At 69.2% G+C, this 15,465-nt stretch carries 14 protein-coding genes; 7 read left to right on the forward strand and 7 right to left on the reverse strand.

Annotated elements, in window-relative coordinates:
* Nucleotides 1–13: 13 nt before the first annotated feature.
* Nucleotides 14–241 carry a hypothetical protein gene (locus LV75_RS09870; protein WP_253886512.1) on the reverse strand — a complete coding sequence of 76 codons (228 nt, stop codon included), beginning with the start codon at nt 239–241 and terminating at the stop codon, nt 14–16.
* Between the two features lie 111 nt (nt 242–352).
* On the opposite strand from LV75_RS09870, the gene LV75_RS09875 reads away from it, so the two are divergent.
* Complete coding sequence (locus LV75_RS09875) at nt 353–1,525, forward strand: hypothetical protein (RefSeq protein WP_253886513.1); 1,173 nt, start codon at nt 353–355, stop codon at nt 1,523–1,525.
* Here the strand turns inward: LV75_RS09875 and LV75_RS09880 are convergent, their stop codons facing one another.
* Genes LV75_RS09880 through LV75_RS09900 form a run of 5 tightly spaced genes read right to left on the reverse strand, consistent with a single transcriptional unit; the run spans nt 1,526 to nt 3,203 of the window.
* Entirely contained in the window at nt 1,526–1,741 is a 216-nt protein-coding gene (locus LV75_RS09880; protein ID WP_253886514.1) for a hypothetical protein, read from the reverse strand.
* Entirely contained in the window at nt 1,741–1,950 is a 210-nt protein-coding gene (locus LV75_RS09885; RefSeq protein ID WP_253886515.1) for a hypothetical protein, read from the reverse strand. Before LV75_RS09885 ends, LV75_RS09880 begins: the two co-directional genes overlap by 1 nt.
* A 55-nt stretch (nt 1,951–2,005) precedes the next feature.
* Nucleotides 2,006–2,176, reverse strand: coding sequence for a DUF397 domain-containing protein (locus LV75_RS09890; RefSeq protein ID WP_253886516.1), 171 nt, complete (start codon nt 2,174–2,176; stop codon nt 2,006–2,008).
* Nucleotides 2,173–2,358, reverse strand: a complete 186-nt coding sequence (locus tag LV75_RS35440) for a DUF397 domain-containing protein (protein WP_253886517.1) — start codon at nt 2,356–2,358, stop codon at nt 2,173–2,175. Before LV75_RS35440 ends, LV75_RS09890 begins: the two co-directional genes overlap by 4 nt.
* On the reverse strand, nt 2,355–3,203 hold the full coding sequence (locus LV75_RS09900) for a helix-turn-helix domain-containing protein (protein ID WP_253886518.1): 849 nt from the start codon (nt 3,201–3,203) through the stop codon (nt 2,355–2,357). The genes LV75_RS35440 and LV75_RS09900 overlap by 4 nt, the downstream gene beginning before the upstream one ends.
* Before the next feature lie 119 nt (nt 3,204–3,322).
* On the opposite strand from LV75_RS09900, the gene LV75_RS09905 reads away from it, so the two are divergent.
* Nucleotides 3,323–3,520 carry a hypothetical protein gene (locus tag LV75_RS09905; protein WP_253886519.1) on the forward strand — a complete coding sequence of 66 codons (198 nt, stop codon included), beginning with the start codon at nt 3,323–3,325 and terminating at the stop codon, nt 3,518–3,520.
* A 964-nt stretch (nt 3,521–4,484) separates the two neighbouring features.
* Here the strand turns inward: LV75_RS09905 and LV75_RS09910 are convergent.
* On the reverse strand, nt 4,485–4,985 hold the full coding sequence (locus LV75_RS09910; RefSeq protein WP_253886520.1) for a hypothetical protein: 501 nt from the start codon (nt 4,983–4,985) through the stop codon (nt 4,485–4,487).
* 117 nt (nt 4,986–5,102) lie between these two features.
* Here LV75_RS09910 and LV75_RS09915 point away from each other — a divergent pair, with 117 nt between their 5' ends.
* The 5 genes from LV75_RS09915 to LV75_RS09935 all read left to right on the forward strand — a co-directional run bounded on the left by LV75_RS09915 (nt 5,103) and on the right by LV75_RS09935 (nt 15,465).
* Nucleotides 5,103–5,909, forward strand: a complete 807-nt coding sequence (locus LV75_RS09915) for a class E sortase (protein ID WP_253886521.1) — start codon at nt 5,103–5,105, stop codon at nt 5,907–5,909.
* Between the two features lie 159 nt (nt 5,910–6,068).
* Nucleotides 6,069–11,078, forward strand: coding sequence for an SdrD B-like domain-containing protein (locus tag LV75_RS09920; RefSeq protein ID WP_253886522.1), 5,010 nt, complete (start codon nt 6,069–6,071; stop codon nt 11,076–11,078).
* A gap of 247 nt (nt 11,079–11,325) precedes the next feature.
* Nucleotides 11,326–12,039 (forward strand): class I SAM-dependent methyltransferase, encoded by a 714-nt coding sequence (locus LV75_RS09925; RefSeq protein ID WP_253886523.1) that lies wholly within the window; start codon nt 11,326–11,328, stop codon nt 12,037–12,039.
* An 873-nt stretch (nt 12,040–12,912) separates the two neighbouring features.
* Complete coding sequence (locus LV75_RS09930) at nt 12,913–13,569, forward strand: 4'-phosphopantetheinyl transferase family protein (RefSeq protein ID WP_253886524.1); 657 nt, start codon at nt 12,913–12,915, stop codon at nt 13,567–13,569.
* A 174-nt stretch (nt 13,570–13,743) separates the two neighbouring features.
* On the forward strand, nt 13,744–15,465 hold the full coding sequence (locus tag LV75_RS09935) for a metallophosphoesterase (protein WP_253886525.1): 1,722 nt from the start codon (nt 13,744–13,746) through the stop codon (nt 15,463–15,465).

Consider the following 15,465-nt stretch of genomic DNA (forward strand, 5'->3'; position numbering starts at 1 on the left):
CACCAGGTGAGCGCTACTGCGGTCGCAGGGTGGCGGGGTCGACCTCGGGGGTGGGGGATTCGCAGCTGCCGCCGGAGCCGCAGCTGTCGCAGCAGGCGCGTTGGACGGTGGGGGCCAGGAGGGTGGCCACGGCGTGGTTGCCTGCTTGGTGTTGGAGGGTGAGGATGGCGGAACCGGAGGTGGGGGCCGGTTTCGGCCGGGTGGGGGTGTTGTGAGTGGGTAGCGCCTCGTGTTCGTGCATGAGCGGTCCCTTGGGCTGGGGTTGGTCGAAGGGTAGAACGCGCGTGGTTGGCCGTGGGGGCGGGAATCTGTGCCCGGATGGCCGGGCGTGGCGTCGATAAAGTTGCTGGTCATGGGTACCGAGCGCGAGCGGAAACCGGAACCGGTGCGTGCCCGCCCGGCGGGTACGCCTGACAGCCAGAACGCGCTGATCGGGTTGCAGCGCAGCGCCGGGAACAGGGCTGTTTCCGACATGGTCACGGTGAGCCGGTACGTCCCGGCGCCGCCGCCGGTGCGGCCGCCCGTGGTGCAGCCCCGGGCCGGGGTGTCCCGGCCGGTGGCCACGCCCAACGGGGCGCCCCGGTACGCGGCGCCGCCGGACTACTCGATCGACGAGTTCGACCGGCGGCTGACCTCGGCGGGGACCCGGGAGGCCGCGGTCTGGGAGGGCGAGCGGCCGATCGCGTCGCTGGCGGGCGGCGGTTCGGCGCCGGGGTTCGTGGTGGAGCGCGGGTGGGCGAAGTCGTCGGTCGCGTTCGAGGGCGGGTCGGAGGGCAACGTCACCGTCCACCACCGATTACGGTCGTTCGAGGTGCTCGGCGCCCTGGCGCACGACGCGTCGAAGGTCAGCAGCGAGGCCGACCTGGCCAGCGTGCACGCGGTGTACTTCCCGGACTCCCTGGTCACGGAGTTGCCAGCGGGCCCGTCCATCCCCACCGCGCTCGACGACGTCACGATCATCTACACGCCGCGCGCCCTAGACCCCGGTGGCAGCGCCCGTTTCGCCGTGCTCGCGGGCGCGCTGCGCAAACGCGCGCAGACCCTCCCCGAGATGTCCGGGTGGGCGATGATGAAGGCGATCGCCGGGATGGACCTCGAACTCGCCGCCGACCCCGCCGAGCGCAAAGCCGGGCCCTGCCTGCAGAAACCCGTACCCCGCCAAGGCGGCAACGCCCGGCACAACGCCTTCGCCGACAAGGTCACCGGCTCGATGACCGACTACTACCTGCGCACCCCGGAAGGCCTCGAAACCACCACCGACGGGCTCGACGCGAACGACCCGAAGCTGGTCTGGGAGGTCAAGACCCGGCACGAGTGGGCCACCGAAGCCGGACTCGCGGGCGGCTCGCTGTTCTCCCCGCTGATCCACAAGGAGTTCATCTACAAGCTCGAGGCCCAACTCGCCCGGCACATCGCGGTGACCTCCCGCTGCGACATGAAACTGGCCTACGCGGTCGACGACCCCACCCTGGCCAAGTTCCTCCGCGACCACTGGGGCAACAGCCCACCGGTGTACCACCGCTAGCTACTTGGAGACGATCCGCTCCTGCTCGGCGAAGTTGTCGCCGCCGGGTGGGGAGGTGCGGGTGGTGTGCAGCGAGATGACCCGGCCGTCGGTGCAGGTGATGCGCAGGTCAGAGATCTTGGTGTCGACGGCGTAGGTATCGATGCTGGCGATGTCGGGGTGACCCGCCGCCGCGAGCTGCTCGCGCAGGTATTCGACAAAGCGGTCGCGGCGCATCAGAGGACCGCCTCGGGGATGCTGTAGGCGGCGTGAGCGGGCACACCCGGCCCGCTGACCTCGCGGACCATGATGGTGACTCGGGCGCCGCTGGCGAAGTCCACGCGGAGCCGGCTGTGCCCCTTATCGATCTTGACCACCTCGGTGATCTCCGGGTGGTCCTTGCTCAGGACGCCGAGGAGCACTGTGTCGAGCTCGCGGATCCGCATGGATCAATATAGGCACACAGAAGCCCCCGAAATCATCCCGGGGGCCTGTGTGGGATCAGCCGACCTTGGTGAGGAGGCTGCGGAAGGCGGGGGCGGTGAACCGGAGGGTGGGGCCGGGGTTCTTGCTGTCCCGCAGGTGGATGGTGGTGGGGGTGGGGCAGGCCGCTTCGACGCAGTCGTTGTTGCCGCCGCCTGCTCCGCTGAAGCTGCTGCGGCGCCAGTTCACCGAGTCACTCCACTGAGGAACGCCACGAACGACTTGGTGTCAACGCGGAGAGCGGTGCCAGCGTGCTTGCTGTCGCGGAGGTAGACAGCGGACTCCGTGGTCGGCCGCGCGACCTCCACGCAGTTGTTGTTGCCACCGGCGGTGCCCGAGCGACTGCTGCGACGCCACTGAAGGTCCTTCACTTGCTCAATCTCCTCACGTGCGCGCGGATCACCTCCGCGCTTTCCTCTGGGTTCAGAGCCTGGGCCCGAACATCCTCGAACGTGTCTTGGAAGTGCCTTACGTCTCGTTCATTCTCCACCCACACGCCGACTGCAGCGTGCTCGATGTAGACGACATCGGCGTCCCCTTCGTCGCCAAAAGTCATCACCTGGTAACCGCCCGACATGTTGCCGTAGGCGCCCGCTTCGAACGGGATCACATGGATCGTGATGTTGGGTTGCTCGAGCAGTGCAAGGAGATGCCGCAACTGGTTGTGGAGCACCTTGCGGCCTCCTACTTGCCGATGCAGCAGGGCCTCATCGAGGCATACGCAAAGTTCCAGTGCATCGGGTCCAGTTAGGACCTGTTGCCGCTCGAGGCGGAAATCGACCAACTCATCCACTTCGATGGTGACATCGCTGCCGGTGGAAAACAGGGCTTTCGCATAGTCGGCAGTTTGCAGCAGTCCTGGAATCACTGAGGTTTCGAGGATGTAGAGATTCTCTGCTTCGCGTTCGGTGTTGACCAACTCGCGGAAGACCTTGGGCGAGTCGGGCGGGATGCGGATCTTCGGGACCGTGACCGAGGCCGCGTCGTAGAGGACGCCCGCCTTGTCTTCGGCTTCGGAATCGGCGCCGTAGAGGGTGAGCAGGACGGAGACGGCGGCCCAGGCGGGTTTGTAGATGCCGTTCTCGTAGCGGCTGATGGTGCTCTCTTCGGTCTTGAGCTTGCGGGCGGCGTCCACTGCTCGCAGGCCTGCTGCTTCGCGGAGGTCGCGCAGGAAGCGGCCGAGTCGCTTCTTGCGGCGGGTGGGGGTTGCTGCCATGGACGGAGGGTAGCGGCTGTCCGGGTGGCACAGTTGCCACCCTATCGGGGCATTGTTGGAGCAACTTGCGCCGGCCTACCTTGACTCCAGCACAACCAACGAAAGGAAGGTGCCCCTTGTTGCGCTCCGATTTGGAGATCACCACCTGGGCCAAGATCAACGACAGCTGCGCCATCTCGACCGAGGTCGAGGGCAGCGACCTGCTGGTGCGCTTCGCCGGTCAGCTGGACAACTTCGAGGTCCTGCTCACCCCCGCCAGCCTCGACCAGCTCATTGCCGCCGCCACCGAGGGCCGAGACCAGTTGCACGCCGCCTGATCGGGGCCGCCCCGCCGCCGGTGTCCAGTTCACCCGTCCCCCGAACGGCCCCATGTCGTACCTTCTAGGTGTCTGACAGGACCAGGGGGTGACCACAGTGCACGACGACCGGCGGCGGGAACCCCCGCCCCAACCGCACTGGCCCGAGTCCGACCCCCAACCCCCCACCGCCGACTACCAAGGCCGCCGACGCCTGCCCGACCCCCCAGTCCAGCCCGGCGACCCCCCGCTGGCTGGCCCCCTCGGCGGCCGGGCCGCCGATCGCCCGAGTCCCACTCCCGGTGACCGCCCACCTGCGGGCGACACGGCCCAGGCCGGTGACCGCCCCGGCAGGCGAGCCGCCGCGCGGTTGAGGGCGGAGTCCAGTGATCGCCCGGCTGGTGGCGAGGTGCCCCAGCCCAGCGACCGTTCGGGCAGGCAGCCCGCCGATCCCCCGTTGTCCGAGGCCAAGTCACGGCCGGACGTGCGCCCCGCGAGCGGATCCAGGCCCACCCCTGGTGCGCCCCGTCCCAACACCGGGCGCCCACCAGTGGACGGGCACTCACCCGCCCCCACCCAGCCCCCCACCGGCCGCGCCCCCACGCAGCCTCCCAATGGCCGCGCCCCCGCACCTCCGCCCAGCCCGAACGGCCGCCCCGAAACCGCCGCGCAATCCCCGCGTAGCGGGCACCTACCGATCAACGGCCGCCCACCCGGCGACCCCCAACCCCACCGCGGCGACGGACCACCCGGCCCCGCCCAGCCCGCAGGTGGCCGCCCCGCCCCCACCGATCACCACCCCGCCAGCACACACCCATCACCCGGCGATCGCCCAACCGGCGGCGGTCGATCCCCGCTAGGCAACGGGCCGCCTGCTGATCCCCAGGTCTCGCCCACCAGCGCGCAGCCCCCGCCCACCGATCGCTCACGCGCCAACGTGCGCGTTCCCCTCAGCGATCGCCCAACCGGTGGCACCCGCCCCCCACTAGGCGACGGGCCGCCTGCTGATCCCCAGGTCCGCCTCACCGGCGCGCAGCCACCCAACAATCGTCCGCTCGCCGACGCGCAGCCCCCGCGTGCAGATCGCTCGCGCGCCGACGCACGCGTTCCGCGCGGTGATCGCCCATCCGATGGCGTACGCGCCTCGCGCGGTGATGGGCCGCCCCAGGGCCCGCCTACCGGCGCGCAGCCACCCAGTGATCGTCCACGTGCCGACGCTCAGTTCCCGCGCGCCGACGCGCGCTCTCCGCTCGGCGGTCGCCCAGTTGGCGCCCCCCGTGGCGGTCGCCCCCTCACCGCTGCTCAGCCCCCACCCGGTGCCGAGCCGACCAGTGCCGCACCACCCGTCAACGGCCGCCCCGACCCCGGGTTGAACGGCCGTCCCGCTCCCCAGCGCGGCCGCCCGCACCCCGCCGAGGCGCCCACCGAGCTCCTCCAGCCCGTCCACCCCGCCGAGGACGAGCCCACCGAGTTCATCCGCGCGCACCGGGGCTCCCTAGGAGCCCCCCGCTACGCCGACCCCGAGACCGAACGCATCGAACCGCCCCCCGACGACCCCGAAAACGAGTTCGACGACGAGCCCGAGGAAGACGCGCCAAAGCCCGTGCGCAAGGCGAGCACCGGTGCAGTCATCGTCCGGTCTATAGGCGAGGCGATGGTCACCCTGGGCATCGTCGTCCTGCTGTTCGTTGTGTACGAGGTCTGGGTGACCGACCTGATGTCCGCTGAGAAGCAGGAGGACGTCACCGTCGCGCTGGACGAGCAGTGGCAGCAGCCCACGGTCGCCGATCCGCAGCGGCAGCAGAAGTTCGAGTTCGCCGACGGGGAGGGGATGGCGAAGCTGTACATCCCGGCGCTCGGCGAGGACTACCACTTCACCGTCGTCGAAGGTACTTCCGTCGAGGACCTTGAGACCGGTCCCGGCCACTACAAGAAGTCCGCCCTACCCGGCCAGCCCGGCAACTTCGCCGTCGCCGGTCACCGGGTTGGCAAGGGTGCCCCCTTCAACGACCTCGACCTCCTCAACGCCTGCGACGCCATGGTCGTAGAGACCCAGTCCACTTGGTACGTCTACCGCATGCTCCCCACAACCGACGACGCCAAGAACTGGGCCGCTAAGAGCACCAACCCGCACTGCGCAGGAGTCGCCCCGCAGACCGGTGAGTACGCCAGGGCTGTCGGCCGCCAGATCGTCACCCCCGCGCAGAGCGAGGTAGTCGCACCTGTGCCCGGTAACCCTGCCGCGAAGACCCCGGCCGAGCAGCGCCAGAAGATGATCACGCTGACCACCTGCCACCCCAAGTTCTCCAACCGGCAGCGGATGATCCTGCACGGCGTCCTGGTGCGCGAGCAGGCCAAGAACCCCGCGGACCTCGCCGCCGTGCCCGCCGAGCTCCGCGAGACCGGCTGACCCCGCCGTTTTCGAAGGTCCACTTCGCACAGTGCTGACCAGCATCGTTACTGAGATCTACCCGACCTGGTGAATCCCCGGCCGCTGGCGCGCGCGGTCCGTGCACCCAAGGCAGATTCCGATTCGTCGGAAACTGTCGTTCTGCATGGGAGTTGGGACATGTCCATAACGAGAGCGGTCCGCCGCGGCCTCGCGGTCGCGTTGGCTTCGGTGACCGCCGCCGCGGGTGTGGTGGTCCTGGTGGCCGCTCCCGTGGAAGCCGCCGTCGTTCGCCCGTTCACCTTGAACTACGACAAAGAGATCTACGGCGACTTCTACCAGACCGGCAACGGCAACATGCAGTGCCCGCAGGGCGACGACCCCGAGGACCCGTTCGGTGAGCCGATCTCGACCTGCGCCCAGTCCCAGGCGCGGACCAACACCACGGCGACGGGCATCAACGACTCGTACTACATGAGGTGGTCCGACGTCGACGGCAGCCCCGCCACCTTCAACTCCTCCACCGCCACGGTCACCGTCCCGGCGGGCGCCAAGATCGACTACGCCCGGCTGAACTGGGCGGGCGACACCGGCACCGTCCGCCTCGCCGACGGCACCATCTCCGCGCTGCCCGGCTGCAACACCCGCCAGTTCCTCGCGGGCGCGGGAACGTCGGTGCTCCCCTCGGGCACCCCGGAGTCGACCTCCACCCGGTTGACCGTCGGCGGCGTCACCACCGCCTACGCGCCGCAGGTCGTCAGCCGCGACGCCCTGGCGAACGTGCCCAACTCGCAGCCGCAGTTCTACACCGCGTACGCGAACGTGACCGCCCAGGTCTCGGCGAACCTGACGACCGGGTCCGCGCAGACCATCACCCTCGGCAACGTCTGGTCCCCCCAGGGCTTCGGCTGCTTCGCGGGCTGGTCGCTGGTCGTCGTCTGGTACTTCGACGCGCCCAACGTCGACGCCCCCGCCAAGCGCGAGGTCTACATCTACGACGGTCACGTCCGCCAGTCCTCCGCCGACGCCGCGACCACGACCACCGTGACCGGCTTCCGGGTGGGTGACCCAAACGTCCGCGTCGGCGTGACCGCCTACGAGGGCGACTTCAACATCGTCGGCGACGCGTTCTCCATCAACGGCACGGCCACGGAGGACCCGCTCGGGGCCGCGGTGACGAACAACTTCTTCGTCTCCAACGGCCAACACGCGGCCAACCCGTCGGTCGCGAACAACATGAGCATCGACTCCAAGGTCATCGCGACGAACCTGATCACCACCGGGTCCACATCGGCGACACTGACCTTCTCGACCTCCGGCGACACCTACCTCGCCGAGAACCTCGTGCTGTCCGTGCCGATCCCGTCGATCAGCGTCACCAAGACCCTCAACGCCCCGGGCCCGTACAAGCCGGGTGACACGGTGACCTACAACTTCTCCGTCGTGTCACCGGGCGGGTCCAGCGCCACCAGCGTCGAGGTCGACGACCCGCTCGCCGCGAACTGCGACAGGATCATCGGCACCCTGCTGGCCGACGCGCCTTACACCTACTCGTGCACCGGTGTCGCGGGCGCCGACGACTACACCAACACCGCGACGGCCACCGGCGACAGTTCCTTCGGCGACCCGTTGACCGGCACCGGTGAGGTCGCGGTCACCGTCGTCAACCCGTCGATCGACATCACCAAGGTCCCGGACAAGGCGACCTACACCACCGGCGAGACCATCACCTTCACCATCACCGTCCACAACGACGGCGACAGCAACATCACCGGCATCACGGTGTCCGACCCGACGGTGCCCTCGTGCGCCAACGCCACGATCGGCACCCTGGGCGCGGGCGGCAGCTCCAGCTACACCTGCACCGCGACCGCCCCGATCACCGGTGACAGCAACACCGCGACGGTCAACGGCACCGACGTCGTCGGCGACCCGATCAGCGACTTCGCGACCGCGTCCGCCCCGACCGTGGGCACCATCTCCGGCCGCGTGTTCGCCGACCGGCTCAACAACGGCACCTACAACCCGGGCAGCACCCAGTACGACACCGGGATCTCGGGTGTGACCGTGACGCTGACCGGGACCACCACCGTGGGCGGTTCGCCGGTCAACATCCCGGCCACCACCGCCGCGGACGGAACCTTCGAGTTCACCAGCGTGCAAGCAGGCACCTACGTGGTGACCGAGACGCAGCCCGCCGCCTACGACGACGGCACCGACACACCGGGGACCATCGGCTCCTCCGGCGGCAACGACATCGTCAACATCACGCTGACCTCCGGGCAGTCGAGCACCGGCAACCTGTTCGCCGAGCGCCCGACCTCCAGCCTGGCGGGCAACGTCTACCTCGACGCCGACAACAGCGGCACCATCAACGGCGCCGAGGCAGGCCTCAGCGGGGTCACGGTCACGCTGACCGGCACCGACTCCGACGGCAACGCCATCACGCTGACGGCGACGAGCGCGGCCACCACCGGCCTGTACTCGTTCCCGGACCTGCGGGCGGGCACGTACACGGTGACCGAGACGCAGCCGGGCGCGTACTCCGACGGCAAGGAAACCGTTGGCACGTCGAGCGGCACGCTCTCGCCGCCGAACGCGATCAGCGCCATCTCGCTGGCCGCGCGGACCAACGCCACCGGGTACTTGTTCGGCGAGTACGTGGCGGTGTCCATCAGCGGCACCGTCCAGGACGACGGCGGCAACGGGATCGGCAACGTCAGCATCGCGCTGTCGGGTGCCGCGACCTCGACCACGACCACGGCGCCCAACGGCACGTTCACCTTCACGAACCTGGCCCCGGGCACCTACACGCTCACCGAGACCCAGCCCACCGGGTACGGCGACGGACCGGAGACCAACGGCACGCCCGCGGGCAACGTCAGCGTCAACGACGTCATCAGCGGCATCGTGGTGAGCTCGGGCAACACCGGTACCGGCTACATCTTCGCCGAAGACCGCGGTTCCCTCGCCGGTGTCGTGTTCGACGACTACGACAACGACGGCATCAAGGACGTCGGTGAGCCGGGTCTTGCCGCAAGCGTCCACCTGACCGGTACCGACGCCAACGGCACCACGGTGAACCAGACGGTCACCTCCAACGGCACCACCGGCATCTACACGTTCCCGAACCTGGTCGGTAGCGCCAGCTACACGCTGACCGAGGACACCCCGGTGAACCGGCTCGACGGCAAGGAGACCGTCGGCAACACCGGCGGCACGCTCTCGCCGCCGAACGCGATCATCGGCATCTCGCTCGCGGGCGGTGAGGACGCCACCGGGTACAACTTCGGCGAGGTCGTCCCGTCCTCGATCTCGGGTCTGGTGACCGACAACGGCTCGACGCCGAGCCCGCTCGCGGGGGTCACGATCACGCTGACCGGCCTCGACGACCTCGGCAACCCGGTCAACCTGACGACCACGACCGGCGTCGACGGCACCTACACCTTCACCAACCTGCGACCCGGCGGGAACTACACCCTCGCCGAGACCCAGCCCACCGGGTACGGGCAGGGCACGTCGGAGGCCGGTAGCGAGGGCGGCGACGACTCGTTGCCGAACTACATCACCAACATCGACCTCGACCCGAACAAGTCGATCACCGGCTACAACTTCACCGACAACTTCACGGTGTTGGAGGGCGTGGTCTTCCAGGACAACAACCGCAACGGCTCCCAGCAGGTCGGCGAGCCGGGCATCCCGGACGTGGTCCTGCACCTGACCGGTACCGACGTCAACGGGCTCACTGTCAACGCGACCGCGACCAGCAAGGGCGACGGGTCCTACATCTTCCCCGAGCTGGTGGCGGGCACGTACTCGCTGACCGAGGAGCAGCCGGACAACTACAACGACGGCGTCGACACACCGGGCAACAGCGGTGGCTCGGCAAGCGGTTCGGACACGATCACGCCGATCGTGCTCGTCGCGGGTGAGAACGCCAGCGGCTACACCTTCGCCGAACTGCCGGACTCCATCGGCGGTCGCGTCTGGGTCGACCTGGACGGCGACGGCGTGATCGACAACGACGAGCCGACCTTCCTGCCCGGGGTGACCATCACCCTGCAGGACGGCAACGGGGTCCAGATCGGGTCCCCGACCACGACCGACAGCAACGGGCACTACACGTTCCCGAACCTGCCGCTCGGCAACTACATCGTCGTCGAGACCCAGCCCGCCGGGTACGGCTCGACCACGCCGAACGTGGTGCCGGTGACGCTGTTGCAGATCAACCCGAACACCGTCGACGGCAAGGTCATCAACTTCGGCGAGCGGCACGGCAGCGTCGGTGACTTCGTCTGGGACGACACCAACGCCAACGGCCTGCAGGACTCCGGTGAGCCCGGGGTGGCCGGGGTGACGGTGACCCTCTACAACGACGCGGGCTCGCCGATCACGACGACCACGACCGACTCCAACGGCAAGTACCACTTCGCCGACCTGGTCGCCGGCACCTACTACGTCGGTGTCACGCTGCCCGCCGGGAAGTCGTTCACCAAGCCGAACGTGTCCGGTGACGCGACCAACTCCGACGTCAGCTGGCTCACCGGGGTCACCGCGGCGCTGGCCATCGAGCCGGGCGGCGACGGGACCATCCCGCAGCTGTCGGATGTGGACGCCGGGTTCGTGACCAAGCTCATCGACCTCGCGGTCGGGGTCAGCACCCCGACGCCGTCGGCCAACGTCGGCCAGACGGTGATCTTCACCTCGGTCGTGTCCAACACCGGCAACACCCCGGTGGTCGGCGCGCGCACGACGATCACCGTCCCGAAGGGCCTGCGGATCGACTCCGCGGGCGGTGAGGCCCAGCCCGCGGCGAGCGCGCAGGACATCAACGCGGCCGCGGCGGTGCTGTGGCAGTGCACCGTGGCGGGCCAGGTCGCGACCTGCGTCACCGACGCGGTGATCCTGCCCGGTCAGCAGCTCGGTGCGATCACGGTGAGCACGACGGCGACCACCACGGTCACCGACACCACCGCGGTGGCGAACGTGACGCTGGCCGACGGGACGCCGGACGACAACGCCGCGAACAACGCGGCCGTGGTTACCGTCGGCGTCACCGCAGGCGACGACTCGGGGCTGGTCGACACCGGTGCCGACGTCAAGTGGCCGTTCTTCGGCGGCCTGTTCCTGCTCCTGGTCGGCGCGGTCACGGTCTTCGTGACCAGGCGGCGGCGCAGCGGTAGCGACTGATCGCTAGCGGTCTGACCCGAAGGGCCCGCCGGTCTCGACCGGCGGGCCCTTCGGTGTGGTCGGGGTCCTGGATATGTCCTGTGTGGACAGATCGATCGTCGGTTGTGGTCACGGTTCGTTATGTGCATCGACCACTTTCGTTATCTGATTTCACCTGTTCAGCCCAAAAAGTCGATCAAGGACTTGTGCGCGTTGCCGGAGAGTCGTAAACCATCACCCATCAGTGGGATAAGTGGGTGGAGGCATCATGGGACAGCCGGTGAACGCGAACTGGCAGGGGTTCTGGTCGGACCTGCCGCACGAGCGGGGGTTGGCCATCTGGGACAGTGCGCCGGGGGTGACCGCGACCGCGCAGCTGCCGCTGTTCGAGCAGCACTTCGCCATCGACCTGCCGGTGCTGGACGTCGGCTGCGGCAACGGCACCCAGTCGGCAGCGCTCGCCGAGCACTACGGCCGGGTGCTCGGCCTGGACTTCGCGCCTGCCGCGATCGAGCACGCGACCGCCCTGCACGCTGATTCAGGGGTCGACTTCCGCACCTTCGACCTCGCCGACCCCGCCGCCGCGACCGCCCTGCACGCCGAACTCGGCGACACCAACATCTACATGCGCGGCGTCCTGCACCAAATGCCCGACGAACGCCGCCCCGCTGCCGCCGCGTCCCTGGCGACCCTCTTGGGCGCCTCCGGCCACCTCTTCGCCGTCGAACTGGCCCCCGCAGCCGGGGACACGATCAAGGACGCCCTCTCCCAGAGCCCCACCGCCGTCCCCAAGATGCGCCAGGTCTTCAAGCACAACCTCACCCCAGCCGCCTGGGTGGACGGCAAACTCCAGGAGGTCCTCGCCAGCGCAGGCCTCTCAATCCTCGACTCCGGCGCGATCATCCTCCAAGGCACCGACACCCTCCCCAACGGCGACCGCCTAGACCTTCCCATGACCTACGTCATCGCCCGCGCCGGCTAGCCCTTTCTACGCGCCCCCGCGCTCCGACCCCGCTGGACCCGGTCGGGGCGCGGGCCCCTGCGCCCTCTTCCCCTGGCGCCTCCCTCCCCCTCCACATTCACCCGTTCCAGCGACAAAAGTTATCCACATGTCGATCTCCACCACCCCTCTCCCAAGATCCACTGTCGGTCCCACCTAGTAGACTGGCCCTGGGGCCGCCCCCCGGAGAGGGTGGGGGCTGGGCGTCGCCCGACGCGCGCGGGGAGCCCGGCGCCGCGCTTGTAGCCGGTGCGCACCAGAAGCGGCTTCTCGCTCTACCGCCAGCGCCCCTCCGGGGGCGAAATCTCCCGCACCGCAGATTGCCGACGGCGTGCGCAAGGGTTCGCCGATCGCGACATCTCGCCTTGCTGGTCCCGACACCACCCACCTGCGGGAAGTCGCCTGCCTCGACTCCTGCTCCGCTGGCGACTTCGTTCCGCCAGTCGCACCTCTCACGCTTCGAAACTTCCTGACCTCGGGATCTGCGTCAGGAGGGTGACCTGTATTCACCCGCTCCAGCGACAGAAGTTATCCACATGTCGATCTCCACGCCCTCGTTTCAAGATCCACTGTCGGTGGGGCCCAGTAGACTGGACCAGGGACGCCCCCCGGAGAGGGTGGGGGCCGGGCGCAGGTCGACGCGTGCGCGCGGAGCGGGTGGCGGTGGGGTTGCCGGGGTGGGGCAGGGTCGCCGGTCGTGGGGTAGGCGGTTGGGGTGGGTTGGTGAGGGAAGCGCTGGCTGGGGTTGGGTGAAGCGACTCGTGGTGAGTGAGGTACCGGCGGTTCGCGGATGATCCGTGCCACGACGGGCCCCTGGGGGCCGGGGGGCTGGATAGGGTCGGGGCGTGGTGGACCGTGATTGAGCTGATCCTGCCCGCCGCCGTCGTGGCGGTGGAGGCGTTTGTTGATCCGCCGGGGGCTGTGTTGCTGCCGGAGGAGGAGCAGTTCGTCGCCAAGGCGGTGGACAAGCGGCGGCGGGAGTACACGACGGTTCGGCATTGTGCTCGGGAGGGGTTGGTGCGGCTCGGGCGCGAGCCGGTGGCGATCCTGCCGGGGGAGAAGGGGGCCCCGCAGTGGCCCGCCGGGGTGGTCGGCAGCATGACCCACTGCGCGGGGTACCGGGCCGCGGTGCTCGCCGAGTCCGCCGAGATCACCACCGTCGGCATCGACGCGGAGCCGCACGTGGGTCTGCCGGACGGCGTGCTGGACGCGGTCAGCCTCCCCGACGAGCGTGATCACCTCGCCGACTTGGCGCGCCGGGCGCCGGACGTGCACTGGGACAAGCTCCTGTTCGCCGCCAAGGAGAGCGTCTACAAGGCGTGGTTCCCCTTGGCCCGCAAGTGGTTGGGCTTCTCCGAAGCCCGCATCCGGCTCGCCGAGGATGGCACCTACACCGCCGACCTGCTCGTCCCCGGGCCCGTGGTCGACGGCGTCGAGGTCACCGGCTTCACCGGCCGCTGGATCACCGGCGACGGTCTGGTGATCGCCGCCATCGCGGTGCACCGGTCCTAAACCCGGAACGATCCGGGTACCCGGCCCGGAACGGCTCGGTCCCACCCGGTTGAGCTGGCGGTTTCGGCAAGCCGTGTTCCGGGAATAGCGCGGCGGTTGTCGCGGGGCATTGCTTGTCGCATTCAGCTGAATACCTTCCTCATCGAAACCCCTGCGTGAGGAAGGTTTTGCCCAATGGACGCGAAACGACGATGGTTGGCCGCGGGAGCGGTCCTGTGTTTGGTCGGCGGTGTCTCCGGTTGGCTCTCGAGCACCGTCTCCGCCCAGCAGCCCGCCGCCGAGGTCGTGGTGGTGGGGGCCGGGGACATCTGCGGTTCCAACTGCAAGCAGACCGCTGACCTGGTGAAAGCCGCCAACCCGGCCGCGGTGTTCACCACCGGTGACAACGCTTACGAGAACGGCTCGCTCAGCGACTACCGGACCTACTACGAACCCGCGTGGGGCCAGTTCCGGTCATTGATCAAACCGACTCCCGGCAACCACGAGTACCAAACCAGTGGCGCGGCCGGGTATTGGGACTACTTCAACGGGACCGGCAACAACAACGGGATCGCGGGGGAGCGCGGCAAGGGGTACTACAGCTGGGACGTCGGCGACTGGCATTTCGTGGCGCTCAACAGCAACATCTCCATGTCCGCCGGGTCCGCGCAGGAGGTGTGGCTGCGCAACGACCTCAAGGCCACCGCCAAGCCGTGCACCGCGGCGTACTTCCACCACCCGCTGTTCACCCGCGGCTCGCACAGCCCCACCACCGCCGCGCGGCCGATCTGGCAGGCGCTCTACGACAACAAGGCCGACCTGATCCTCAACGGCCACGACCACAACTACCAGCGCTACGCCCCGCAGCGCCCCGACGGCACCGCGGACGCCACCAACGGCATCCGCGAGGTCCTGGTCGGCACCGGCGGCCGCGCCTTCTACACCTTCTCCCGCACGATGCCGAACATCGAGGCCAGCAACGACAACACCTACGGCATCCTCAAGCTGACCCTGAACGCCACCGGCTACCGCGGCCAGTTCATCCCCGTCGCAGGCCGGACGTTCACCGACGACTTCTCCGGGGCGTGCAAACCCAAGGGCACCAGCGGTTTCTCCCTGACCGCCGACCCCGCGACCGTGGCGCCGGGCGGATCGACGACCACCAAGGTGACGGTCAGCGGCAGCGGGTCGGCAACCCTGAGCCTGTCCGGACTCCCGGCCGGGGTGACCGCGAGCATCGCGCCGAACCCGGTCACCGCGCCCGGTGCCGCGACCGTCACGCTCAACGCCGCAGCCAGTGCGACGCCGGGGACCAGCACGATCACGGTCAGCGGAACCGTTGCGGGGCAAACGAAAACGGCGACCTTCGCGCTGACGGTCGGGGCGCCCAGCAGTGACGTCTACTTCGACGACTTCGAGCGCGACACGGGGTGGGTGGGCAACGCGTCCGGCACCGACAACGCGTCAACCGGGGCCTGGGAACGCGGCGATCCCGAGGCCACGGCGGAGAACGGCGACAAGCAGCTCGGCACCACGACCAGCGGCACGAACAACCTGGTCACCGGGCGTCTCGCCGGGTCGGGCGCGGGCAGTTACGACGTCGACGGCGGGCTGACCTCGGTGCGGTCCCCGGCGATCACGTTGCCGAGCGGGGCGCTGCGGCTGTCGTTGCGGTGGAGCGCCGGACTCGGCGCCAACGCGTCCACAGAGGACTACTTCCGGGTGAAGGTCCAGGACACCGTGGTGCTGGAGCAGAAGGGGACCGGCGCGCACGTCAACGGGTCGTGGCGCACCGCGTCGGTCGACCTGTCGGCGTTCGCCGGGCAGACGGTCCGCATCGTCGTCGAGGCGGCGGACGGCGGGTCGGCGAGCCTGGTGGAGGCCCAGGTCGACGACGTCCGGATCAGCCGGGGCTAG

Source organism: Actinokineospora diospyrosa (assembly GCF_024171925.1).
Lineage (GTDB): Bacteria > Actinomycetota > Actinomycetes > Mycobacteriales > Pseudonocardiaceae > Actinokineospora > Actinokineospora diospyrosa.